At 66.2% G+C, this 21,619-nt stretch carries 20 protein-coding genes; 9 read left to right on the top strand and 11 right to left on the bottom strand.

From position 1 onward, the window contains the following. Positions 1 to 21 precede the first annotated feature (21 nt). Both EFE23_RS29515 and EFE23_RS03685 read right to left on the bottom strand, forming a co-directional pair. A complete protein-coding gene (locus tag EFE23_RS29515; protein WP_123239449.1) occupies positions 22 to 612 on the bottom strand; it encodes a GIY-YIG nuclease family protein in 591 nt (196 codons plus the stop codon). A gap of 19 nt (positions 613 to 631) precedes the next feature. Continuing rightward, positions 632 to 850 carry a hypothetical protein gene (locus EFE23_RS03685; protein ID WP_123239450.1) on the bottom strand — a complete coding sequence of 73 codons (219 nt, stop codon included), beginning with the start codon at positions 848 to 850 and terminating at the stop codon, positions 632 to 634. A 449-nt stretch (positions 851 to 1,299) separates the two neighbouring features. On the opposite strand from EFE23_RS03685, the gene EFE23_RS03690 reads away from it, so the two are divergent. Next, positions 1,300 to 2,307, top strand: a complete 1,008-nt coding sequence (locus EFE23_RS03690; RefSeq protein WP_123239451.1) for an ATP-dependent DNA ligase — start codon at positions 1,300 to 1,302, stop codon at positions 2,305 to 2,307. Between the two features lie 61 nt (positions 2,308 to 2,368). Here the strand turns inward: EFE23_RS03690 and EFE23_RS03695 are convergent, their stop codons facing one another. The 5 genes from EFE23_RS03695 to EFE23_RS03720 form a co-directional block, all read right to left on the bottom strand. Further along, the gene (locus tag EFE23_RS03695) at positions 2,369 to 3,685 is read right to left on the bottom strand and encodes a WXG100 family type VII secretion target (RefSeq protein ID WP_123239452.1); all 1,317 of its coding nucleotides are present in this window, start codon (positions 3,683 to 3,685) and stop codon (positions 2,369 to 2,371) included. Continuing rightward, positions 3,682 to 3,987: a hypothetical protein gene (locus tag EFE23_RS03700; protein ID WP_123239453.1), complete on the bottom strand. Its 306-nt coding sequence runs from the start codon at positions 3,985 to 3,987 to the stop codon at positions 3,682 to 3,684. The genes EFE23_RS03695 and EFE23_RS03700 overlap by 4 nt, the downstream gene beginning before the upstream one ends. 8 nt (positions 3,988 to 3,995) lie before the next feature. Beyond that, complete coding sequence (locus EFE23_RS28120; RefSeq protein WP_158675827.1) at positions 3,996 to 4,190, bottom strand: hypothetical protein; 195 nt, start codon at positions 4,188 to 4,190, stop codon at positions 3,996 to 3,998. Between the two features lie 784 nt (positions 4,191 to 4,974). Further along, positions 4,975 to 5,265 (bottom strand): DUF8847 domain-containing protein, encoded by a 291-nt coding sequence (locus tag EFE23_RS03715; protein ID WP_148058405.1) that lies wholly within the window; start codon positions 5,263 to 5,265, stop codon positions 4,975 to 4,977. Positions 5,266 to 5,396: 131 nt separating this feature from the next. Continuing rightward, the gene (locus EFE23_RS03720) at positions 5,397 to 5,840 is read right to left on the bottom strand and encodes a DUF6416 domain-containing protein (RefSeq protein WP_123239507.1); all 444 of its coding nucleotides are present in this window, start codon (positions 5,838 to 5,840) and stop codon (positions 5,397 to 5,399) included. Between the two features lie 259 nt (positions 5,841 to 6,099). On the opposite strand from EFE23_RS03720, the gene EFE23_RS03725 reads away from it, so the two are divergent. The 4 genes from EFE23_RS03725 to EFE23_RS03740 all read left to right on the top strand — a co-directional run bounded on the left by EFE23_RS03725 (position 6,100) and on the right by EFE23_RS03740 (position 12,548). Further along, a complete protein-coding gene (locus EFE23_RS03725) occupies positions 6,100 to 6,537 on the top strand; it encodes a restriction system modified-DNA reader domain-containing protein (RefSeq protein ID WP_123239457.1) in 438 nt (145 codons plus the stop codon). Between the two features lie 200 nt (positions 6,538 to 6,737). Continuing rightward, positions 6,738 to 7,763, top strand: coding sequence for a hypothetical protein (locus tag EFE23_RS03730; RefSeq protein ID WP_148058406.1), 1,026 nt, complete (start codon positions 6,738 to 6,740; stop codon positions 7,761 to 7,763). A 242-nt stretch (positions 7,764 to 8,005) separates the two neighbouring features. After that, on the top strand, positions 8,006 to 8,590 hold the full coding sequence (locus EFE23_RS03735) for a hypothetical protein (protein WP_123239459.1): 585 nt from the start codon (positions 8,006 to 8,008) through the stop codon (positions 8,588 to 8,590). 211 nt (positions 8,591 to 8,801) lie between these two features. Then, positions 8,802 to 12,548, top strand: a complete 3,747-nt coding sequence (locus EFE23_RS03740; protein ID WP_123239460.1) for an NACHT domain-containing protein — start codon at positions 8,802 to 8,804, stop codon at positions 12,546 to 12,548. A 223-nt stretch (positions 12,549 to 12,771) separates the two neighbouring features. Here the strand turns inward: EFE23_RS03740 and EFE23_RS03745 are convergent, their stop codons facing one another. From EFE23_RS03745 to EFE23_RS28410, 4 genes are read right to left on the bottom strand one after another with little or no spacing between them, the layout of a single operon-like run. After that, a complete protein-coding gene (locus tag EFE23_RS03745) occupies positions 12,772 to 15,852 on the bottom strand; it encodes a type I restriction endonuclease subunit R (RefSeq protein ID WP_123239461.1) in 3,081 nt (1,026 codons plus the stop codon). Positions 15,853 to 15,855: 3 nt separating this feature from the next. Then, the gene (locus tag EFE23_RS03750) at positions 15,856 to 16,989 is read right to left on the bottom strand and encodes a restriction endonuclease subunit S (protein ID WP_123239462.1); all 1,134 of its coding nucleotides are present in this window, start codon (positions 16,987 to 16,989) and stop codon (positions 15,856 to 15,858) included. Next, on the bottom strand, positions 16,982 to 17,680 hold the full coding sequence (locus EFE23_RS28405; protein ID WP_199736905.1) for an N-6 DNA methylase: 699 nt from the start codon (positions 17,678 to 17,680) through the stop codon (positions 16,982 to 16,984). Before EFE23_RS28405 ends, EFE23_RS03750 begins: the two co-directional genes overlap by 8 nt. Further along, complete coding sequence (locus tag EFE23_RS28410) at positions 17,677 to 18,555, bottom strand: class I SAM-dependent DNA methyltransferase (protein WP_199736906.1); 879 nt, start codon at positions 18,553 to 18,555, stop codon at positions 17,677 to 17,679. The genes EFE23_RS28405 and EFE23_RS28410 overlap by 4 nt, the downstream gene beginning before the upstream one ends. 412 nt (positions 18,556 to 18,967) lie before the next feature. Between EFE23_RS28410 and EFE23_RS03760 the strand changes: the two genes are divergently transcribed. From EFE23_RS03760 to EFE23_RS03775, 4 genes are read left to right on the top strand one after another with little or no spacing between them, the layout of a single operon-like run. After that, positions 18,968 to 19,282 carry a hypothetical protein gene (locus EFE23_RS03760; protein WP_123239463.1) on the top strand — a complete coding sequence of 105 codons (315 nt, stop codon included), beginning with the start codon at positions 18,968 to 18,970 and terminating at the stop codon, positions 19,280 to 19,282. 3 nt (positions 19,283 to 19,285) lie between these two features. Further along, positions 19,286 to 21,166 carry a hypothetical protein gene (locus EFE23_RS03765; protein WP_123239464.1) on the top strand — a complete coding sequence of 627 codons (1,881 nt, stop codon included), beginning with the start codon at positions 19,286 to 19,288 and terminating at the stop codon, positions 21,164 to 21,166. Then, positions 21,163 to 21,393 (top strand): hypothetical protein, encoded by a 231-nt coding sequence (locus EFE23_RS03770; RefSeq protein WP_148058407.1) that lies wholly within the window; start codon positions 21,163 to 21,165, stop codon positions 21,391 to 21,393. The genes EFE23_RS03765 and EFE23_RS03770 overlap by 4 nt, the downstream gene beginning before the upstream one ends. Further along, positions 21,386 to 21,613 (top strand): hypothetical protein, encoded by a 228-nt coding sequence (locus EFE23_RS03775; protein WP_091331397.1) that lies wholly within the window; start codon positions 21,386 to 21,388, stop codon positions 21,611 to 21,613. Before EFE23_RS03770 ends, EFE23_RS03775 begins: the two co-directional genes overlap by 8 nt. The last annotated feature ends 6 nt before the right edge of the window (positions 21,614 to 21,619 follow it).

A 21,619-nucleotide genomic window follows, 5' to 3' on the forward strand; every position in this document is an offset into this window, starting at 1 on the left:
CTGGTCCACGCGAAGCGCCAGTCATCGCTCCACTGGAAGTAACCGAGCCTGTGCCCGTTGCGCAGCACGGAGCGCGGAGAGTTGGCCGTGGAACGAGCCATGGCGGTTCTGGTCGAGGTTGAGTGGAAGCACCCAGGATCGGATCAGCCCCTCCTCAAGCTTCCACGGCTGATCCGTCGCGGACCACACGACGTGTGCGTGCCGAGACATCCACTCGGTGAGCCGAGGCTCCCCAACTCGACCAAAGGTCATCCGCTTGCCGCTGCCCACGCGCCGTAAACCGATGCCAAGCTCGTCCGCGAGAAGAGAGCCGAGGGTGAGCCGCAGAGTCGAGCCCTCGGCGTTGCCGCGATAGTGATACCGGACCCTGCTGCGAATCGTCTGTCGGCTGGCAGCACGTCCGTTCATCGGCGGCGCCTTCGGCGATATTCCAACGTAGAGCAAGGCAGCCCCATCCCACCTGTGGCAGCCTTCGGTCGGGACACCCGGCGGCGGCGACGTGAAGTACCAGGCGTAAACGCCAGCCGACGCAGGTATGGGGCAGCCCCGCCCCCGAACCTCCTCGGCTGAGTAGAGCCGGGCGGGGCGAAGGAGGGCTTCCTCTGGGACCACAGGCAGGCTGGTCAAAACTCTAAAGCTTTCCTTCGTACCAAGGGCCGTACCACCAGGCCCAGTCCCCTGAGACGGCTCCGTCCAGGTCTTGGTCGCGAACGGCCGACCTGGCGGCTCGCTTAACCTCGGTAGCGATCGCCTTTAGCCTGCCAGCGGTCACGTTGCCACCGCCGGTGAGGTCGATGAACAGGCGAATCTCCATGCACTTCGCGGTTGGGTTTTGCTCCTCGCTCGGCATCGCGGCCTCCCCTTCGTTGCGCAAACTCTGCGAGATCTCTAAGAATTCTCTAAAAGATTCGTGATCATCATCATCGGCCGTTCGGACGATGTCGAGCGTCAGTGGTTGGCGTGGCGGGACGGATCGTCTCAGCAGATGTGGCCCCGTCGGTCCTAGTCCAGCTCTCAAGAGAACGCTGACCTGGGATCCCAACTGAGGTTTCCGTAGGCGGAGCGGGGTCGGGGCAGGTAGGCCGAGGTCGATACTTGATCTCGTAACGTGCAGGCCTCACGCATTCGTTGTGGCTGATTTGCGCCCGGTCCCCGCTTCGGCTGTTCGACGATGGCGGGGGAGGAACGAAGCATGAGCGCCGCTCGCAATCTCGAAGGGTCGGGCTGGAGGGGGTGAGCTCGGACTGGCGGTGGGAGACGTCGCTGGGTGGGCCGGTACTACGCCGGCCTGTCGCCCCGATGCTGGCCGCGCCGGTCGACGCGGTGCCCGAGGGTCCGAACCTGGTCTATGAGCCGAAGTGGGATGGGTGGCGGGCGCTCGCCTTCCGGGGAGCCTCCGACGTCTACTTGCAGTCGCGCGCCGGCAGGAATCTGACGCCGTACTTCCCGGATATCACGCGGGCGGTGCGGGCCTTCGTTCCGCCCGGTGTGGTGCTCGATGGGGAACTGGTCGTCTGGGAGCGCGGGCGGACGAACTTCGCCCTGCTGCAGCGGCGGGTCACCGCGGGCCGACAGTTGCTGCGCGAGGCCCGTGAGCACCCGGCCTACTACGTCACCTTCGACCTTCTCGTCGACGCTGGCGGGGAGCCGGTGCTCGACGCGCCGCTGGTCGAGCGTCGGGCGCGGCTGGTGCGGCTGCTCGCCGGCGCCCCGCCGCAGTTGGCGGTCACCCCGCAGAGCGCCGACCTGTCCGAGGTGAGCGGATGGCTGACCACCTGGACCGCGGCGGGCGTCGAAGGGGTTGTGATCAAACGCGTCGACAGCCGGTATGAGCCTGGCCGCCGAGGATGGGCGAAGTTCCGGGCACGTGCCACCACGGAGGCGATCATCGGCGGCGTCACCGGCAGCATCCGCAACCCCGAGACTGCTCTCCTCGGCCGCTTCGACCGGCGGGGTCGACTGCGATACACCGGCCGCACACACCCGCTGGCCACGCCGCAGCGTCTGGAGCTGGCTTCGCTGCTCGCGCCGCCACGCCCGACCGACCGCCCTGTTGTCATCCATCCCTGGCCCGATCCGCTCCCGGCTTCCTGGTCCGGCCAGTTCGAGCGGCCCGAGCCGCTGCGCTACACCCAGGTCGAGCCCACCGTGGTGGCTGACATCGAGGTGGACACGGCCTACGAGCACCACCGGTGGCGTCACCGCGTCCGGTACGCGCGCCCAAGGCCGGACCTGTCGGTGTACGACGTGCCCCTGATCCTCAACGAGGGTGAAGATCCCTTCTCCGGCCACGCGCGCAGCGCCTGAGCTTGATCGTCGCCCCATTGCTCGACAGCCGGCAGGAGCCGGCGTAGGCCTGCGGTTCGGATCAGGCAGCAGGTCGGTCTGATCGAGGGGCCCAGTTGCTGCGGTCGGCCCACGCGTCAGCCCCTACCTCGGCCTGAGGAAAAGGAGTTGTGTCGTGGCCGCGAGTGCCGAGGTCGGGGCGCTCCTTCCGTTCCTGCTCGTCGATCTTGATCAGGTCCGACATGGCTTCGACGTGCAGCCGTTCTGCGTCGAGCAGGTAGGAGATGAAGGTGTGCACCGTGTCGAGCAGGGCCTTCTCCGGATTGCTGCACGAGGAGAACAGGCCGTTGACGGCTTCGATGTAGCTCTTGAGGGCGCCGATGAGCGTGCCGATGTGCTGGTAGCCGAGGCCGGCGTAGGCGTTGCGCAGGCCCTCAAGCATGCTGGCGGCCTTCTTGCCCTCCTCGGCCAGCCAGCGTGTCTGGGCTTCGAGCTGTGTGAGATAGGCCGCCGCGCGGTCGGCGTACTGGCTGAAGGCTTGCGAGGCGCTGCCTTCCCAGTAGAGCTTGAGGTTCTTCAGTTCGCCGTCCATCTCGGCGCGGAGCTCCGCGTAGGTGTTGGCGGCCGAGTGAACCAGGTCGGCGCGGTTACGGATGATCTTGGGTGAGGACCGCCAGGCGTGGACCATAAGGTTGGTCAGGGGAAGGCGCTCGCCCGTGCCCAGCTCGATCAGGATCGCTTCGAGCTGGAGCAGCGTGTCCCGGTACTCGTGGATGAACGTGTCGAGTTGGTCGCCTTCGCCGTTCTCGTAGTAGGTGGTGCGGCCGCCGCTGAAGCCGAGGTTGTTGCCGTCGGTGCTGCCGATGGTGATCGGTTCCTCGACCTCGCGGGTTCGTGGCAGCTTCTCGTTGCGGGTGGCGCCCAAGCGGTCATTGCCATCGGGGATCACCACCACAGGCTGGTCGTCCGGAAGCCTCCTGTCGTGCGGTTGGGCGAGGACGCCGGCTCCGCCGGGGCGGACCCGTACGCTGCCGCCGTAGCCGTCTCCGAGTGGCAGATAGGGCAGCAGGTCCCGATTCATCACGTCGAAGTTGGTGGCGACGTCCAGCTCGGTGCCCTCGTAGTCCGCCGCGATCTGCATGAGCCCGTCGGCCATGCGCTCCATCTCGTTACGGGCAGTGTTCGCCTCGGAGATCCTGCTGCCCAGTGCGGTTGCCCAGTCCCGGTTCAGCTTCTCCGAGATGCCTTCGAGCGTGCCCCACGCCGCAGCGGGGATAGATCCGACATCGCCGAGGTAGCGCCCGACGGCGCTGTAGGTCACGGCGTCTTCGTAGCGCTCCACGCCGAAGGCCACCAGGGCCCGCGACTCGACCCGAAGGGCGGACGTGTCCGTGGTCATGACTCTTGCCACTCCCCGTGCTGCAACTCGACGGGCGTGAACGGCTCAGCCCCGACGGGTGAGCCGAAGTAGTCGATGCGAAGCTGGCGGTACTGCCGCCGGTGATCGGCGACCGCGGCAAGGAGCGCCGTGCGAATCTCGGAAGCCACCTCGTCCGGGCTGCATTGACGCACCATGCCGCGGATGATGACGACATTGATCTCCCCATCGTGGTGCCGGATCACCCGCACCCACCGATTGACGGAGACACCTTTGGCCGTGATCCGGCCGACGTCCTCGAAGTAGCGCTCAAGCTTGCCCACGCGTGCTCCTAGTCGCTGGCCTTGAGCGCCATCGCGCGGTCGATGATGCGCTGCGCGCTGCTGTTCGCGTACGCGACGACCTGCTCCGGGGGCCGGCTGGAGCTGCTGAACTCTGCGAGGGTGTGCGCGTAGCGCTCGTCGGAGGCCACGAACACGCCGGCGAAAGCCTTGTCGTTGATCTTCTGCGAACAGGCGCGAGTCACCTTGTACCTAGCGCCGCTCGGATTCGGAACTACCTCGCCGTAGCAGGGGCCATCCGTCGCCTTCTTGCGCAGAGCGGCTTCGTCGTCACCTGCGCTGAGATCCAGGACGACCGTGCCCCAGTAAGCCTGGTCCGCGGACCGAAATCCAAACTCGCACCGGACCAGAGACCTGGTCACCTCACGCGTCGGCTCGGTACGGGTGAGGGTCCAGGAGCCCTCCACGGCGCTCGGCAGAGCTTCGGCCAAGTCATTGCAGGAGGGAACGACCTGGTCACCAGCTAGGGGCCCCCACCGCCACAGTCCCAAAGAGCCGACGCTCACAAAGACAACTCCAGCCAGGATGGCCAGCGGCCTCTTGCTCATCCGGATATTCACCCCTCGGGGCGCCGTTCGTCGCGAGGAAACTCGACTTCCCGCCTCGCCTGTTGTAAGGACGCCAGTGCCAGCCTGGCCGCTGCCCGCACCTGTCGGGCCAGCGAATCGTCGCTGTGGCGATGCAAGCCCTGAACATGCACCTCCACGTCACCATGCGAGGAGGCGATGATCCGGACTGACCGGTCGGGCGAGTGGACGTCCGCCTGCGGGTCGGCAGGCGCTTCGTCGGAATCTGAAGGCCGCGGTCCAGGGATCATTGACCGAGGACCTCCCTGGCCTGTCCGGCACCTGCCACCGGGGCCCGAGACCGCCCGATGCGACTGTCGATCCGCGCGCACATGCGGCGACATTACCAACGACCGTCATCGCTTCGCTGCCCTGAGTAATCGTCAGGAATGGGCCACCCGAGCTACTGGTATTGGTAGACCTCGGTGCCATCGAGCCTGCCGGCATGGAGGTAGACGTGCTCCACCGCAGGCGCGGCAACGTCGCCTGCCCCGACGTATAAGCCAGTCTGAGGCAGCTTGACCACCGCCGGTGGGCTTCCGTCGGCGGCGACCTCCACGGGCATCAGTCGCCCGTCGACCGGTCCACCGAGAAACCACGCCTCTACTGCCGCCATCCGGCCATCATGCCGCTGGCGGTTGGTGGGCATGGACAGCGACATCAATCGCCATGGCCGAGCCTCCGCCTCGGCCATGTGCGGGGGAGCAGCTGCGGTTCCCCGGATGCCGGCGCAGCCCGCATTGGCTCAACGTCGAGGCGCCGTCGCTGTCAACCGGGTCGTGTTCGGGCGAGCCCTCATCAGGGGCTCAAGGCGCACCTGAGCTGCTACGGGCGCAGGCTTCCGCGTGCTTTCCCGAACAGTGACGCGAGCTCCGGAGTCATCGAGTAGTTGCCGCTTCCGCCTACCGGGCCGTCTTCGAAGCGGAACGGCAGTGAACGGCCGACCTCGGCGCAGTAGCGGCCCGGCCAGGCCAAGACACCCGCGACCCCGTACTTGCCATTCGGGATGTCCAGGTCGCTCGCGAGCTGCTCGCCCGAGAACGTTTTCTCAGGCGAGTCGATGAGAACGCCGAACAGGTCCTTGGCGCGTTGGCTGAACTTGGCCCAGACAACCTTGGCGAGTTCCAGGTCGCTGTCCGTGTCCTGCCAGGCAACCGCGTCCGAGGGGCCGTCCGATACTTCACGGGGCGGCCCGGCGAGCCAGCGACCGAACATCTCGTAGAACTCGGGGATGCGCTCCTCTGGCACGAGCACCTTGATCTCTTGCATCTCTACCTCCAACTTGCTCATTGGACGGAGCCAGGCTATACCTATGTCAGGCATAGGTAAAGACAGGTAGGGGCCAGGCGCGGGGCCAGCGGAGGGTGGCGGTGCCCTAAGTGGGAGGTCGGCGGGCTTGCCTTGGCGGATCGTTGCGCACCACCGGGGGTGGGTGTTGAGGCAGGGCTAGGCGGATATGTTCTTGCTCTTCGATCTGTCGGTCTGGCAGAATCTCTGAGTGCAGAGATTACACAGATTAGGGGGAGGTATGCGGCGGATCGAGATCGACGACGACGTGTACGCCGAGCTGGAGCGGAACGTCAAGGGCTTCGAGCAGCCGAACGATGTCCTCAGGCGAATGCTCCTAGAGAAGGGCCACTCCACCGCGGGAAGCCCGGCGGTTCCCAGCCCGGCCGCGCCGTCCATCCCAGGAGCTCTCACCGCCCTCATCGAGAAAGGGTTTGTGAAGCCGGGCGACGCTCTGAGCCATGTCCAGGTGCGGAAGGGGCGGCGCTTCGCCGCGACCGTCGAGGCCGACGGCTGGATCAGGACCGAACTCGGCCGATACAAGGAGCCCTCGCCGGCGCTGGGCAAGCTGGTAGGCACGTCGATCGACGGGTGGGCGTACTGGATTCATGACCCGACGGGGAAGTCCCTTCGACAACTGCGCGCGGAGAGCGGCGCTACCGGCCGGGGAGGCCGCTGAACCAGTACCGATCGGCTCAGGGCATCGGATGTGGTCGTGCGGGGTGGGCGTAGGCGTAGCTGGTCGTTGGGGTCCCGTCGATGTGCCCTGAGCGATCAGTTACCGCCGCGGGCAGCCAGCCGGCAAATGGAGCACTGTCGCGCCCGCTGCTTCAGCAGGCGTTCGGATCAATCATAGGAAGGAAGCAAGGAGTGGCTTCCGTGCCTACGCCGGCCAAGGATCCGCAGCGGGCGGTCATCCAGGCCCTGTACGACCACTTCCGCAGCCATGCTGTGTGGCCGGAGTTCGATCGCGTAGACCGCCAGCTCTGGCGAACGGCGAAGATTGACGTCGCCCAGGTGGCCGTCAGCATTCCCGAAGTGTTTCTGGTGACGCACGGACCGCGCGGCGTCGCACCCAGAGGCCACGACATGATGCGGCTTACGCTAGCCGGCATCGAGCGCTGCGACGGAGGCCAGGACGACGTCGAACTCTTCCTCCGCGCCCTGCGCTGGCTAGCGCGATACGAAGACAAGCATGACCCGGAGCCGGGTGAGACGACAGTGATAGTCACCCGCGCCATGCTCGCCAAGGGCCTCCGCGTGCCCTTGCGTGAGGCTGGCCGGCTCCGTCGGCTCTTCGAACTGCTCTATTGGGAGCGCTGGGGCGGTGAGGGAAATTCGCGCAATCCCGATATAGACGACTGGCGCGTGAAGGTCGGGCGGGATGTCAGGCACTTCTTGCGTGTGAGGAGCGTCGAGGACTTCCTCGAGGCGACAGCGGGCTGGCTCGGGCCTCATGCGCCCATCGGTGTTGAATCCCGTTCTGAGCCGTCGACGGCCTCCCAGGAGGAAGCAGGCAGCTACATCGATGAGCGCATCTTCGACCTCATCAAGCAGGCACACGGAGGCCGATGGGACTGCACAAAGCTCCTCGTTCTTCTGCGTGAGCTCGATGACAACTACCGTGGCGGCAATGCATACGCAGCGCATGCCTTGCTACGTGCCCTGCTGGATCACGTGCCACCGCTGTTTGGTCAGTCGTCGTTCGCGCAGGTCGCCAACAACCATCCATGGGGCCGAACCGATGGCAAGTACGTCAAGCGTCTCGTAGCCTTTCGCGACCAAGCTGACGATGTGATGCACCGCCAGATCGCTAGGATCCCATGTCTGCTGTCCATGGAGGACATGCCGCCCCGTGCCGTGGTCAACCGCTTCCTGGCGGGTTGCGCGGATCAACTCGGCTGACGCCCGGATCGATGTTGAAGAGGAGGCGTGAGGCGGCCGGTGGAGTGGAGTCGCCGGGCAACCACCAGGACCGGGACAGGCGGAGTGCGGAGCCTGGCGGAGAGGCAGGCGTTTGTGGTCGAGGACCTACACGCCGCGCTCAGTGGACCGCACGACGGCGAGACGACAAAGGAGGCGGAGGTGATCCCGCGGCATCGGGCGGCGGGGCTGACTTCGCGAGTGACTGCCCATAGGGTGCCCTGATGGCAACCGATGACGAGTACCCGGTTCCCGGGGTTGACCAGACTCGCGCGGAGCTGGAGGCGCACGAGGAAGGCCCAGCCGGCTATGGCATGGTGTGGGTCGAGTGCGTGCTGACCGGTGACCTGCTTAGCGCGTGGGCGTTGCTGGACGACCCGTTTCGCTTGGCATTGGTGCAGCAGTGGATCTACGCCAACCGGGAGGACGCCGACGTTGCCCGGTTCGACCGCGACGGCCTGGCGCACGATCTGTCGAGCCCGCAGTGTGTGCAGCATCCGCTATGGCCGCGCGTGCACGACGCGGTGCTTGCCGAGCTGCGGCGGGATCTGGCCGGATGGGATGCGGACCGGCTCGGCTTTCTGAGCCGGCCCCGCCCGGTCAGTCCAGGCTATGAGGTGGTGGTGCTGGGGCAGGGCACAGAGATCAGAGTGATTGATCATTCGCGGCCGATGGTTGCCTACCCGATGCTGATGCATCTGACCGAGCGGGGTTGGCTGATTGCCCGCGCTGGTGCCGACACTGCCCCGGTTCCTGGCTGGCCGCCCACCTTCCCGCCCGGCCGGCTCATTACCCGGCTCGACTCCTGACACCGCGACGCCGTGCATAGCCACGCCGGTCACACCGGCCTCAGCGGGTGCTATGGATGTTCGTCCAAGGGCTGCGGCCGTTGGCCTCGTTGGATGCGGGGTGCGCCGTAGTGGATGGTGTCCACATGGGGGGGCCAGGGCGTAGCCTCACGTTCGGTTCGTGCTGTATCGGCTAGCGTTGTCTTGAGTTCAGCAGGAGTTGTCGTCGACCATGACGAGTGGTGGAAGCGCAAGGTCTGAGCGTTACCTGTACGAGCGGTTGTCGGAAAAGCTGTTTCAGCAACTGTGCAACGCCCTGCTGGTGTTGCAGTTCCCCGACGTTTCGTGCTTCCCCGTTGGGCAGAAGGACGGCGGCCGGGACGCGGTGCGCAAGGAAGGCCAGAAGCCTGGGGTGATCTACCAGGTCAAGTGGTCCAAAGACGCGGTCAAGAACCCGGTGACGTGGCTGGCTGCCACCATCAAGGAAGAGACGAAGAACATCGAGCGTCTCGTGGCCGAGGGTGCGACGGCGTACGTGCTGATGACCTGCATCGCGGGCACGAGCGCGCCCGGCACGGGCAGAATGGACAAACTCGACGCGGAGCTCGCCGAGTACTCGAAACAGTTCGGCATCCCGATGACGTGCTGGTGGCGCGCAGACATCGACGCCCGAGTGGAAAGCGCGCCCCGGGAACTGGTCTGGTCGTTCTCGGAGATGCTGGCCGGCCAAGACGCGGTGCGGTACGTCATTGAAGCCGACAAGATCGCCGCACATGAGCAGACTCTCCGCCGGTTGCTGCTCAGTCTGATCGCAACACAATGGGAAGAGGACGCAAAAGTCAAGTTTCGGCAGGTCGAGATGGACACCTATAACCTCCTCGACCTATATGTGGACGTCGAAGCCGTCCGCATCGCTAAACCCCGGAACGCGGCGCCGAAACCAGCAGTTACGACCATCCACATTCCCGATGATGACGACCCTCTGCCGCGTCCTCCAGTGCACCAATATCTCGTCGACGGGACCTTGACGCCCGAGGAGGAGCAGGCGCTCGGTGGGGCCGCCCAGTACCTCCTCAACGCGACCCAGCCGTTGATCCTCGTGCGCGGCGAGCCAGGCCAGGGCAAGTCGACCCTTGCTCAGTACTTGTGTCAACTCCACCGTGCAGCCTTCCTGCCTGAAGGGGAGTACTTCGCTGGCCCGCGCCCCAAACGTGCCGTGAGCGCACCGAGGCTTCCGCTGCGAGTTGACCTGCGTGACTACGCCCGGTGGTGTTCTGGAGAGGATCCATTCGCAGAGGACGAGGCGCGATCGCCGCGCCGACGACGCCCGAGGCCGCAGCCAACGCTTGAGAAGTTCCTCGCTCACCTGATAGCGGCACGCAGCAACGGCGCTGATGTCGGAGTGGACGCCGTGATCGATGTGATTAGCCGTTTCCCGATGTTGGTCGTCCTAGATGGGTTGGACGAGGTGGCCCATCAGGACGCCCGGAAACGTATTGTGAGGGAGATCGACGAGTTCGCCGCACGACTGGGTGCCGGCGCAACCGCGCCGCAATTGATCGTGACCACTCGTCCCAACGCCTCGGGCTTGGCGGAACCTTCTGCCGACAAGTTCGAGACCATCGCGCTCGTCCCGCTCAGTCCCGATCTGCGCGCCGCCTACCTACGCAAATGGGCTGACGCGCGGGGACTGCGCGGCATGGCCCGCAGAGCGCTGGAGGGAACCTTCCGACACCGATCGATCGAACCTCACATCGCGCAACTGGCCGATAACCCCATGCAGTTGACAATCCTGCTCTATCTAATTCAAAAGCGCGGGGACTCGGTACCTGATGGACGCACTCAGCTCTTCCGTGCGTATATGGAGACGTTCCTGGACCGAGAGTCCGAGAAGAGCCGGTCCGTACATGAGCACCGCGACGACCTGGAGGAGGTCACCGCCTACCTCGGCTGGCACTTGCAGGCCTCCGCCGAGACGGACCCAGCGGCTGGCCGAGTGCCGACGAGGGCGGTCCGTAAGGCCATTTTGAACTACCTGGATGACGTAGAGAAGGACACGACACTCGTCGACGACCTCTTCACGGCGGTGACTGACCGCGTGTGGGCGTTGACCAGCAAGGTACAAGGCACCTTCGAGTTCGATATCCAGACGATGCGCGAGTACTTCGCCGCCTCGTACCTCTGGGGATACGCTGGAGCGGACCTGCGTGGCTTTGACAAATCGACGATCCTGGGAGAACTTGTCCGACGCGCCTACTGGCTGAACACGTGCCGCTTCTTCGCAGGGTTCGCTAACCCGAACGAACTCTCCGGCCTGGTTGACGTGCTGGAGGAGGAGTTCGATGGACGCCAACGGCCGATGCAGGTCCGGCTTGCCGCCTGGACTCTGCTACAAGACGGCGTTTTCGCCAGGCAAACACGCGCCCAAAAACGTGCCACAAGGCTATTCGCTGACGACCTCAGTGTCCGCCTTATCGACGACGCCCTACGCGACAAACGCGCCTTCACCTATCCAAACCGTGCCGTCAGGGCGTTGGCTGAAGATCGCGGCGCCGGACATCTGGTCTCTCTGCTCTTGGAGAAGACCAAGGCGGACCCGAACCACAACTTAGGCCCAACCCGTATTAGTCTGGCTACACAGATCGGCGCGGATATCCATGAGTGGTGGTTGCCGCACATGGCCGCGGCTGCGGGTAGCCAAAATGAACTAGCCTGGCTCCGCTGCGGTATACCGTTCCGGGGAGCCGCCCGCCTGAAGCCGGATGAGGTGGCCCGGCTACGACTCAACTCTACAGAAGCCGCTGAAGTTGCAATCAGTTGCGGCTTGAAGGCCCCCACTGGCTCGCCACTGGAGCAGAAACTCATCCGCGCCGTCCTTGACGGGCATTGCTCCGAAGCAAGCCTTACGGCTGCCACCGGAGTGGCTGGCGACCTGATCAAGGTGCTCGCGCCGTGGCGCTTCCTGAGCAGAGCCAGGAAGCACCCAGATGGCGCACACCGAGTGAGCGTCGGTCATCGCTTCGTCGTCGGCATCTCCGACCAGTCCCGCGAGGTGGCACAGCGTCGCCTACGTGACTACGAACCCAGCTTCGACCGGGTGCTGTCCGCGATGCGGGTCGGCCGAGGCCAAGCCGGAACCACCTCCATGTGGAGCGACACCGCGCGGGAGCTCGCCACGCTGTACGGCCCGTGCTGGCTCGCTACCGAGATCGCGGTGATCGGCGCGGCGAGCCCCGACAGCCTCTGGACCACAGGTGGCACCATCACCCGAGGTGCAGAACCGTTCGGGCCGGACCCCGACTACGGCAAGCTCCTCCAAGAGTCGCGCTTCAACAGATCCAACGCCGATTGGTGGAAGCACCATTTCGATACCTACGCTGACGCGCTGTCTCGGGCGAGCTGGTGCCTCGCTCTGATTGCCGTCGCCTCTGAGCCGGTCGTGCTGAGCAACCTCGAAAGACTCGATGCGGCAGTGACTGCGATGCCGGCAGAAATGCAACGTGCTCTTAGCCTAAGTTCCAGCCGCCTAGGCGTAGCGCGCCTCGGCAGGCGCATCCGCCCTGATGTGCTACGGCGTGCTGGCTCCTTCTCCACCCTCACGGCCATGCTCGTCGCGCACCACTCTCTCGAGACCAATCGAAAACTGGACGAGCTCCAAGGCCTTACTGACCAGCAGCTCGCCGAAATGGGTCGATTCGGTGTCGCCGGTTGGCCCGGCCTGCGCGGGCTTAGCGCACGTATGTTCAAGCTTCCGTCAGCGGAGCTACTTGACGGCCTTCGTGCTCACGGCCACGATGCTGTAGTTGGCTTGGAAGGGCAGCGGGGGCCTCTGCCTCAATCGCTGCTTTTGTCGATATTGGAATCACCTGCCGACTACCCGATGGCGTGGGTTCTTGCCGCGGAGCAGCGGGTCGCGTTCAGTTTCCGGGACCGGCCGCTCGCGCAAGTAGCCGAGGCGTGGTTTCCCAGGCTCGGTTAGGCAGGACCCATCACGAGCGCCTGGCGCTTGGGGGCACCGGGCGGGGTGACCAGCACAGGTAGAAGGCCAGCTCACCCGTGCGGCGGATGCGGCGGATGCGCAGCCACGGGTCTCAGCGCGCGGTTTGCAGTACCCGCCGTACCTGCCTCTGCAGTTGGGCGTGCACGTCGACATCTTTGGTGCTTGTGGGCGACACACAGGTTGCCGAGACTTCGTGCATTCGTCAGTCAACGAGGTAGTGGGCTTCGATGTAGGCGACGGTGGAGTCATACGGCTCTCCCACCGGCTTCAGCATGTACCGGCGGAAGACGGCGGCGGTGGCGCGGCGGACGCCTCGGTTGCGAGCGTCTGCGTTGTCCCATGACTGGGCGAGGGTCCGGGTGACGACCTGGTCGATCTCCTCGGCCAGGTTTCTCTCCGTGACAGTGAGGCCGGACGGTGCGTGGTCGTGGATGATCCGTGACAGGACGCCTACGTGGTCGTCGTCCAGCACGACGACGGCTTCGTCGGGGTGCTTCTCGGCGTTCACGATGGCGCGGGCGATCCGAAGGGCTTCGGACAGGAACTCCAGCGCGTCCTGGGCGTTCTGGATGATTCGGTCCCGCAGCAGCCTGATCCGCTCGGCGAGGGCGGTGTACTTCGCGGACCCTGGTTCGACGCCCTTTTCGAGGGCGGCCTTGATGTGGTCCAGGATCTCCGCCGCGGACGGGGGCGTCTTGTCCTCGCCGTCGTCCTTGCCGGGCTTGGGGCGGACGAGGGACATCAGCTCTTTGAGGATGGCGATGCCCTGGGCGTCCAGGACGAGGGCTTCCTCCTGGGAGGCGACCACCGAGAAGGAGTGGACGTGGGCGTTGATGATCTCCAGGACCATCGGCCCCAGCTCGCCCAGCCGTTCCTTCCTCTCCTCGTCGGAGGACTTCTTGAACAGGGTCGTGTACACGGACCCGAACAGCCCGAAGCCGTCCCGGTACTTGGCGACCCGCTTGTCGCTGTTGATGAGCGGGTACAGACGGGCCAGGAGCCGGTAGTCCTTGCTGAACACCTCGGCGGCGCCGGGGTTGGCGTCCAGGAAGACGTTGATGGCTCGCACGGACTCGTAGCCGTGGACCGTGAGGTCCAGGCCGTCGACGTCCGCGAGGAGGTCTTCGATGCGGGCGAAGGTGGTGCGGAACTCGGCGACCAGCTCGGTCAGGTCGGTGACGAACCCGCCGCCCTTCGTGCCTGCCCCTTCAGAGGTCGGGTCGACGACGGCCCGCTGGACCTCTTCGGCCAGGCCGATGTAGTCCACGACCACACCGGAGGTCTTCACGAATCCGGTCGGGGACACCCAGGTGCGGTTTGGGCGGGTGATCGTTTGGAACAAGGTGTGGGCCTTCAGCGGCTTGTCCAGGTAGAGGACGCCCTCGTTGGGGGCGTCGAACCCGGTCATCAGCTTCGCGGTCACCACCAGGAAGCACAGCGGGTCGTCCGCGGTGAGGAACCGCCGCTTCTGTTCCTCCTCTTCGGCCTCCGAGAGGCGGAACGGCCGCATGGCGGGGTCTTCGTCCTTGGAGTCCGAGACGGAGATGTTCACCTCGGCGGTGATGCGGTCGTGCTTCCCAACCTCGGCGAGCACCTGTGAGGCCTCGAAGCCGGCCAGCAGCTCGTTGATCTTGTCCGTGTACGCCACGGCCAGCTCGCGGTTGTAGGCGACGACCTGGGCCTTGAGGCCGTTGCGGTAGGCGCCGGCCAGGTAGTGGTCCACGATGTCCTGGCAAACCGTGTGGATACGGTCGGGGTTGGCGAACACCGACGTGAGGCGTCCGAACTTGCGGGACAGGGCCTCACGGTCGGGGTCGTCGAGGTCGAAGTCGTCGGCGAACTGGTCGAACTCGGCCTGCAACTCCTGGTCGTTCATTTCGAAGGAGACCGGGTGCGGGTCCAGCATGACTGGGACGGTCGCCTCGTCCCGCAGAGACCGGGACACCGAGTACCGGTGCAGCACCCTGCCCGGGTCGGTCTCCTCGCCGAAGAGGGCGAAGGTGTCGGTGGCGAGGTTCCTGAGGGGGGTGCCGGTCATGCCGAAGAACTTCGCGTGCGGCAATGCTGCGCGCATTTGCCCGGCCAGGGACTTCTCTTTGTCGGACTGGGTGCGGTGTGCCTCGTCGACCAGCACGATGATGTTGTCCCGGGTCGACAGGTTCTTGCCGGCGTCGGCGAACTTGTGGACGGTCGTGGAGATGACGCCGCGCACGTCGTCGGCCAGCAGGGAACGCAACTCCTGGCTGGTGGCGGGCTGATGGAAGTAGGCGCGTCCCATCGCCGAGGTGAACACCCCGGAGGTCTGCCGGACGAGTTGGGTCCGGTCCGAGAGCAGGATGATCGTGGGCGACTCGGTGCGGGTGTCGGCCAGCAGCAGCGAGGCGGCGAACACCATCAGCAGTGTCTTCCCGCTGCCTTGGTGGTGCCAGATCAGGCCCTTTTGGCCGCCGGCCAGCACTCGCTCGTGGATCAGGTGGGCGGCTTCCATCTGGGGGTAGCGGGGCAGGTACTTCTTGTCCACCCCGCCTCCGGCGGTATCGAAGAGGGCGAAGTTCGCCAGCATGTCCAGGACGGTCGCCGGGTTGAGCAGCAGCTCCACGGAGCGCTGAACGTCAGCCTGCCCGGACAGGTTCTCGTCGTCGGCGGTGGACCGAAACGGCTGCCACAGGTTCAGGGGCGCGCCAACGGCACCGAATCGCAGCTTCAGCCCGTCGGAGGCGACCGCGAAGACGTTGGGGGTGAAGAACCACGGGTACTCGGCGGCGTACACGTCGTTGATCTCGCGGGCGGCGTTAGCCCACCCGGACTTCGCGGTCGGTGACTTCACCTCGACCACGACCAGGGGCAGCCCGTTGACCCAGTACACGAGGTCGAACCGGCGGGAGGTCTTGCCGGGGACGGTGATGGTCACCTCGTCCGAGACGACAAGCGTGTTGGCGGTCGGGTGCTCGAAGTCGATGATCTTCAGGGTGTGCCACGCGCCGTCGGCGTCCCGGAACTCCTTATGCCCGCGCAGCAGGCGTAGCACCTGCTCGTTGGCCCGCACCAGCCCGCCTTCAACAGCGTTGACCGTTGCGATGATCTCCTCGACCACCGCGTCCACGTCGAACTTGTCGATCACCCCAGGGTTGAGTCGGACGATGGCGTCCCGCAGCTGGCCGGCGACTACCGTCTGCGTCGTCTCACGCGGCAGCGACCTGCCCGCTGTGAAACGCCAGCCCATCGGGAGGGACCACTGGATCATCAGGTTCTGGAACTCGCGCTCTCGAATGCCCTTCGCCATGGCTCAGACCTTCCGCTCGGCGGACTCGATGTCGATGGTGCGGTCCAGCAAACCCGAGAGCAGTGCCACGCGTGCCTGACGGAGACGTGCCGCCTCAGCACGGAGGGCGGCCACCTGCACGTCCATCGCGTCAGCCATTCCTGAGATGCGCTCCTGCTCATCGCGAGGCGGCACGGGCATAACGATCTTATTGAGGTTCGCGGCGGAGATGCGAACCACCTTGGTCTCGCTCGTGAACCGGCGCTTCTGGTGCTGAAACAGGGGTGAAGCGAAGAAGTACGAGACGAACTTTGGGTCAAGATCATGGTGGAAGATGAAACAGTCATCGTGAACCGCCACATCGTCATCACCCAACCAAGCAACAGCCTTGCCGACGTCCTCGACGTTCTCGCTCGTCCCAGCGATTACCACATCGCCGGGTTGTGCCAGGCGCATCGAGTCGCGGAAGCTCTCGGGCAGGTACGTCACCGTGTGTGTAGCCGACGCTCCGTAGTCCGTGTAGATCTGGCCGTAGTGGATGCATCCCAGGCCGGACTGCACATAGTCGCTCTTCACGAACCGGCGGCCGCGGGTGAGGGTTCCAGCGTTCGACAACGGAGCAGACGACCATCCTTCACCGCCCCGGGTGAGTACGTGTCCCAGAGCAGCGTTACGGACTCGAAGGAGGCTGTCTGCCTCAGCCTCGAGCGCGGTGATCTGGTCATCGACGGCACCGATGATCTCGACGATCCGCTCCTGCAACGGCACCGGCGGCAAGGCGACACGAATCTCGTAAGCCCGGCTGCGGGTCAGACCAGGAACTCCGGTCTGGGTGGCGAGCTCCGTCAGCTTCGCATTGACGAGTAGGTGGTAGGCGAACTCCATTCCTATCTGGGCGGAGTCCTTGATCAGCACATAGAAGGCGGTGTCGATGGGGGAAAAATCGCCCTCGCTGAAGGTGACGGTCCCTGAGGAACCGGTCCCCTTCCGTCCAACGATAACGCCGGGTCCCTTCACCATTGCCCGAGAGTGATAACCGACGATGCCGTTGCTCCCGTAAACGGGGAATCCTTGACCGTCCCGAGCGTTCTCAGGTAGCGGCTTGCCGTACTCAAGGGTCAGCAACTCACCGACGGTCGTCTGCCGCCACTCACTCATCGAAGCCGTCGATTCCGGCGGCCGCCAGGGCGTCGAGCATCCGCTTTTCGGTCTTCTGGCGCTCGGCGCGGGCGAGGTTGTAGGTGTTGATCAGAGTGTCCAGATTCTCCTGCTTTGCGGCGCTCTGCTTAATGTACCGGCCGATGTTGAGGTCGTACCCGGCCTGAACGATCTCCGTGATGGGGACGAACCGTGCAGCCAGCCCGCCATCGCCATCCGGGTCCGCCGGGTGCCCGTCTGTGTCGAAGCTCGTGTGGTAGGCGGTCACGACGTCGGCGATGTCTGCGTCGGTGAGGATGTTGCGGTTCTTGGCCTTGGTGAACCGCTTGGAGGCGTCGATGAACAGCACCCCGTTCTTGCGCTCGTCGGTCTTGGTGCCGGGAGCGCGGAACACGAGGATGCAGGTCGGGATCGTTGTGCTGTAGAAGAGGTTCGCAGGCAGCCCGATCACGGCTTCCAGGAGGTCGTCGTCCAGGACGCGCTTACGGATCGAACCTTCCTGGCCGCTGCGGAAGAGGACTCCGTGAGGCAGGACAACGCCAGCGCGCCCCTTCTTCGGGTCCATGCTGGCGATCATGTGCTGCACGAACGCCCAGTCTGCCGCCGACTGCGGCGCGATACCGCCGATGGCGCGCGGGTCCTTTGTCCAGGGCTTCCACTTCAGGCTGTAGGGCGGATTAGCGACGATCACATCGAACTGCGCGATAGACCCGTCCGGCTTCTTGAAGCGTGGTCCTTCAGGGTGTCGCCGACCTCGACCTGGAACTGGGTGAGGTTGTGCATGAAGAGGTTCATGCGTGCCACACCCGCGGTGTCCGGTACGGCCTCCTGCCCGTACAGGCGGAGCGTGTAGCCACGCCCGCCGTGAGTCTTCAGGAGGTTCGCGGAGGCGATGAGCATGCCGCCCGACCCGCAGGTCGGGTCGTACACCGACTCGAAGCCCTTCGGGTCTAGGACCTCGACGATCAGCTCGACGACCTCGCGCGGGGTGAAAAACTGGCCGGCGCGGGTGCCGGACCCATCGGAGAACCGCTTCAGCAGGTACTCGTACGCCCCACCGAGCACGTCGTGGGACACGTTGCCCTCGTGCATTTTCGGGGTGCGGTCCATCGCCTGCATGACCGCCGCCAAAACCTCCCCCGACAGCACCTCTTCAGAGGTCCAGGTCATGGACCCGAACAGGCGGGAGAACTTGTCAGGGTTCGCCGTCTCGATTGCTTGCAGGGAGGCGCGGACCCGCTGGCCGAGGCCGGGCTGGGTGATGGTGGCGAGGATGGACGACCAGGAGGCGCGACGCTGCTGGACGGTGCCGGGGTGGATGAACGGGATCTCGAACGATTGGTAGTCGCGGTACTCGATCTCGTGGGCTTCCTCGGCGGAGAGGCCGTCCAGGCCCTCGTTGTCGGCCAGGAACTCCTGGTGGTGGTGCTCCCAGGTGTCCGACAGGTACTTCCAGAACATCAGCGGGAAGACGACCGAGGAGTATTGCGCTTCGGGCATCGCCACGCGCAGCTCGTCGGCGGCGTCCCACAACCGGTTCTCGATCTCCTGCTGCGTCACTGCCATCAGTCGGGGTGTCCTTGTTCGTCAAAGGGTGGCGACCCGAAGGCCGCAGCATTCCTGCTGGCCAGCCTATTTCGGTCGGGTCCAGCACTTACACGCCGGGCGTGTCCTGCCGGGTGAGGACGCGGGGCGCTTCGCGGCGGCGTGCTTGTAGCCATCCGTGGGGACCATCTTGTCGGTATTGGCCCTGCCCCGACCCACCATCAGGTTCCTCCCCGCGTCGGGCCCTGCGGCTGCCGCTCTCGTCGCCATCGGCCGTACGGGAGCGTCGGCCGATGGGGACGTTACAGCCGCGCCGATGAGATTGCCGCCCCGCGGTCGTCGTTTACGTTGAGCTACTTCGATTTGCGTAAGTTGCGGCAGCGGGCGACGCGACTGGTATGCGGCCGCATTGCCATTGCTTATGCTCGTATGCGTGACGGGGCTGATCGAGATCGTGGTGATGCTGCTCTTCGTCGCGCGGGTGACCCGGCTGATCGTCGCCGACGAGATCACCCGCCGACCCCGGGAAGCCATCGTCCGCCGGCTGCCTGACGGCAGCCCGCTGGCGTACCTGCTGTTCTGCCGCTGGTGCCTATCGGTGTGGATCGCCACGCCGGCCGCCGCGGCTTGGTGGCTGCTGTCCGACGTCCCCCGCTGGTCCCGCCTGTGGTGGGCGGACGTGCCGACCGTCGCGCTGGCCCTGTCCTACGCGACGGGCCTATTGGTGCGCGCCGAGCCGGAGGAGTAGCGGATGGCGTGGTGGGGCACGAAGCCCAACGTCGACAGCGCGGTCGGCCAGGCGACCGCTGTCGTGGCGTCGGCGGCGAAGATGCGCTACGACTCCAGCGGCAGCCTGCGCAAGGTCAGCAAGCAGCAGTGGCAGGACGAGGCGTGGCGGCACTACGAGGAGTGCGGCGAGTTCGCGTTCCTGGTCGACCTGATCGCCAAGGCGATGGGCCGCGCCCGGCTGTACATCACGCAGGTCGACGACGAGGGCCGTCCGATGGAGACGCCCGACCAGGCGCCGGCCGGCGTCAACGAGACGTTCCTCGGCGGCCCCAGCACCCAGGCCGAGCTGCTGCGCGATGCCGGCATTCAGCTCGGCGTGCCCGGCGAGTGCTATCTGATCGGCGAGCCGGAACGCGACGCCGAAGGCAAGGCCACCGACCGGGAACGGTGGTTCATCGCGTCGGTGGAGGAGCTGACCGAGCGGGCCGGGAAGTACGTCCTCGACCAGGGCGACGGGGCGCGCGAGCTGGAGTCCGACGAGACGGTCATCGTGCGGATCTGGGTGCCGAGCCCCCGCAAGCACGCGCTGCCGTCCAGCCAGGTGCAGTCCAACCGGCGGGTGCTGCGGCTGATCGAGCGGCTGACGCAATACGTCCAGTCGCAGATCGACTCACGGCTGGCCGGGGCGGGCATTCTGCTGCTGCCCAACGAGCTGAGCTTCGTCGCGCCCGAGCAGGAGGAGGACGCCGAGGACGGGGTGTCGTCGTTCCTGTCGACGCTTACCGAGGCAATGACCACCGCGGTGAAGGACCGCGACAGCGTGGCCGCCCTCGTCCCGATCGTGGTGCAGGGCCCCGCCGAGCACCTGGAGAAGGCCCGGCTGCTCAGCTTCGCCACGGAGCTGAGCAGCGCAGTGCCGGCGATGCTGGACGGGGCGATCCGGCGGCTCGCGCTGGGCCTGGACGCCCCGCCGGAGATGCTGCTCGGCATGACCCAGGCCAACCACTGGGGTGCCTGGATGACCGACGAGGCGACGATCAAGTACCACGTCGAGTCGAAGCTGGAGCTGTTCTGCGCGGCGCTAACCGAGCAGATGCTGTGGCCGGCGCTGGAAGGCGCGCAGGGCGTGGCCGACCCGCGCCGGTGGATCGTCTGGTACGACACCAGCGAGCTGACGCAGACGCCGGACAAGGGCGCCGACGCGAAGGACCTGTACGGGCTGGGCGAGCTGTCCGGGGACGCGCTGCGCCGGGAGACCGGGTTCGGCGATGGCGACAAGCCGACTGACGAGGAGCGGGAGCTGCGGCGGCTGCTTGAGATCATCCGCACGGTGCCGGCGGCCGGGCCGCTGTTGGTGACCCGGCTGCTGGAGGTCGCCGGGGTGAGCGTGCAGCTCGACCCGGAGGCGTTGAAGCCGCAGCCGGCCCCCGCCGAGCTGGCCGGCGGAGGCGAGCCGCCCGCCGACGAGGAGCCGGCGACGGAGCCGCCGCCGCCCGGCGACACCGAGGACCGCGGCCCGCCCGAGCAGAATGCGATCGCCGCCGCGGCGGCCGGGCCGATGAGTGCGCCGTTCGTCGCCGCGTGCGAGGTGCTGGCGCTGCGGGCGCTGGAGATCGCCGGCAAGCGCGCGCTGGGCCGGGAGAGGTACCGGCACCAGGGGTTGAAGGCGTGGGAGTACCACACGGTGCGCCCGGCCACGCCGGCGTCGGTGCCCCGGCTCCTCGAGGGAGCGTGGACGGCGGTGCCGGCCGTCGCGGCGAAGCTCGACGTCGACGACGAGAAGCTGACGGCGGCGCTGACCGCGTACGTCGGCGGGCTGCTCGTCACTGGCGCGCGGCACGACGTCGATGAGCTGCGCGAGCACCTGGCCGCCACCGTCGCCGGGGAGCTGGTGCCGGCATGAGCGTGACGATCCTCGCGCCGGGCCTGGTGGCCGCCCACGGGTACGCCTGCCGGCGATCCGGGCGCGGGAAGGGCTGCGAGCGGCTGCGGTGGACGATCTGCCGCACCTGCGGATGGTGGGGCGACCTGTGGGAGGGCGACCAGCCGCCGCTGACCGACGCCGGCCACGTATGTGACCCGGACGCGGTGGCGCGGCGCAACGAGGCGAGGAGGAGAACCGATGGCTGACCCGGAGAGCGTGACCCTGACCCAGCTGCGCGAGTGTTTCGCGTCGGTGGGCATCGACCTCGGCGGCGACTTCGTGAAGCTGGAGCTGCACGACGACGTGCTGATCGTCCAGCGGCTCATCCGCAGCCCGGCCGGCCTGCCGGTGTCCCGCCCCGACGGCGGTGTGCAGGTCCAGGGCGTGCAGGTCGCGGTGGTCCCCGAGCCACCGGCGGGAGGCTGAGCCGGA

The sequence above is a fragment of the Micromonospora solifontis genome, from assembly GCF_003725545.1.
In the GTDB taxonomy this organism is placed as follows: domain Bacteria; phylum Actinomycetota; class Actinomycetes; order Mycobacteriales; family Micromonosporaceae; genus Micromonospora; species Micromonospora solifontis.

Coding starts and splice junctions, on each gene's coding strand:
- EFE23_RS03715 (WP_148058405.1), bottom strand. CDS start 5,265: ATGGCCGAGGCGGAGGCTCGGCCATGGCGATTGATGTCGCTGTCCATG.
- EFE23_RS03725 (WP_123239457.1), top strand. CDS start 6,100: ATGCGGCGGATCGAGATCGACGACGACGTGTACGCCGAGCTGGAGCGG.
- EFE23_RS03765 (WP_123239464.1), top strand. CDS start 19,286: ATGGCGTGGTGGGGCACGAAGCCCAACGTCGACAGCGCGGTCGGCCAG.
- EFE23_RS03695 (WP_123239452.1), bottom strand. CDS start 3,685: ATGACCACGGACACGTCCGCCCTTCGGGTCGAGTCGCGGGCCCTGGTG.
- EFE23_RS03685 (WP_123239450.1), bottom strand. CDS start 850: ATGCCGAGCGAGGAGCAAAACCCAACCGCGAAGTGCATGGAGATTCGC.
- EFE23_RS03750 (WP_123239462.1), bottom strand. CDS start 16,989: ATGAGTGAGTGGCGGCAGACGACCGTCGGTGAGTTGCTGACCCTTGAG.
- EFE23_RS03775 (WP_091331397.1), top strand. CDS start 21,386: ATGGCTGACCCGGAGAGCGTGACCCTGACCCAGCTGCGCGAGTGTTTC.
- EFE23_RS28410 (WP_199736906.1), bottom strand. CDS start 18,555: ATGGCAGTGACGCAGCAGGAGATCGAGAACCGGTTGTGGGACGCCGCC.
- EFE23_RS03745 (WP_123239461.1), bottom strand. CDS start 15,852: ATGGCGAAGGGCATTCGAGAGCGCGAGTTCCAGAACCTGATGATCCAG.
- EFE23_RS03720 (WP_123239507.1), bottom strand. CDS start 5,840: ATGCAAGAGATCAAGGTGCTCGTGCCAGAGGAGCGCATCCCCGAGTTC.
- EFE23_RS03740 (WP_123239460.1), top strand. CDS start 8,802: ATGACGAGTGGTGGAAGCGCAAGGTCTGAGCGTTACCTGTACGAGCGG.
- EFE23_RS03735 (WP_123239459.1), top strand. CDS start 8,006: ATGGCAACCGATGACGAGTACCCGGTTCCCGGGGTTGACCAGACTCGC.
- EFE23_RS03690 (WP_123239451.1), top strand. CDS start 1,300: ATGCTGGCCGCGCCGGTCGACGCGGTGCCCGAGGGTCCGAACCTGGTC.
- EFE23_RS03770 (WP_148058407.1), top strand. CDS start 21,163: ATGAGCGTGACGATCCTCGCGCCGGGCCTGGTGGCCGCCCACGGGTAC.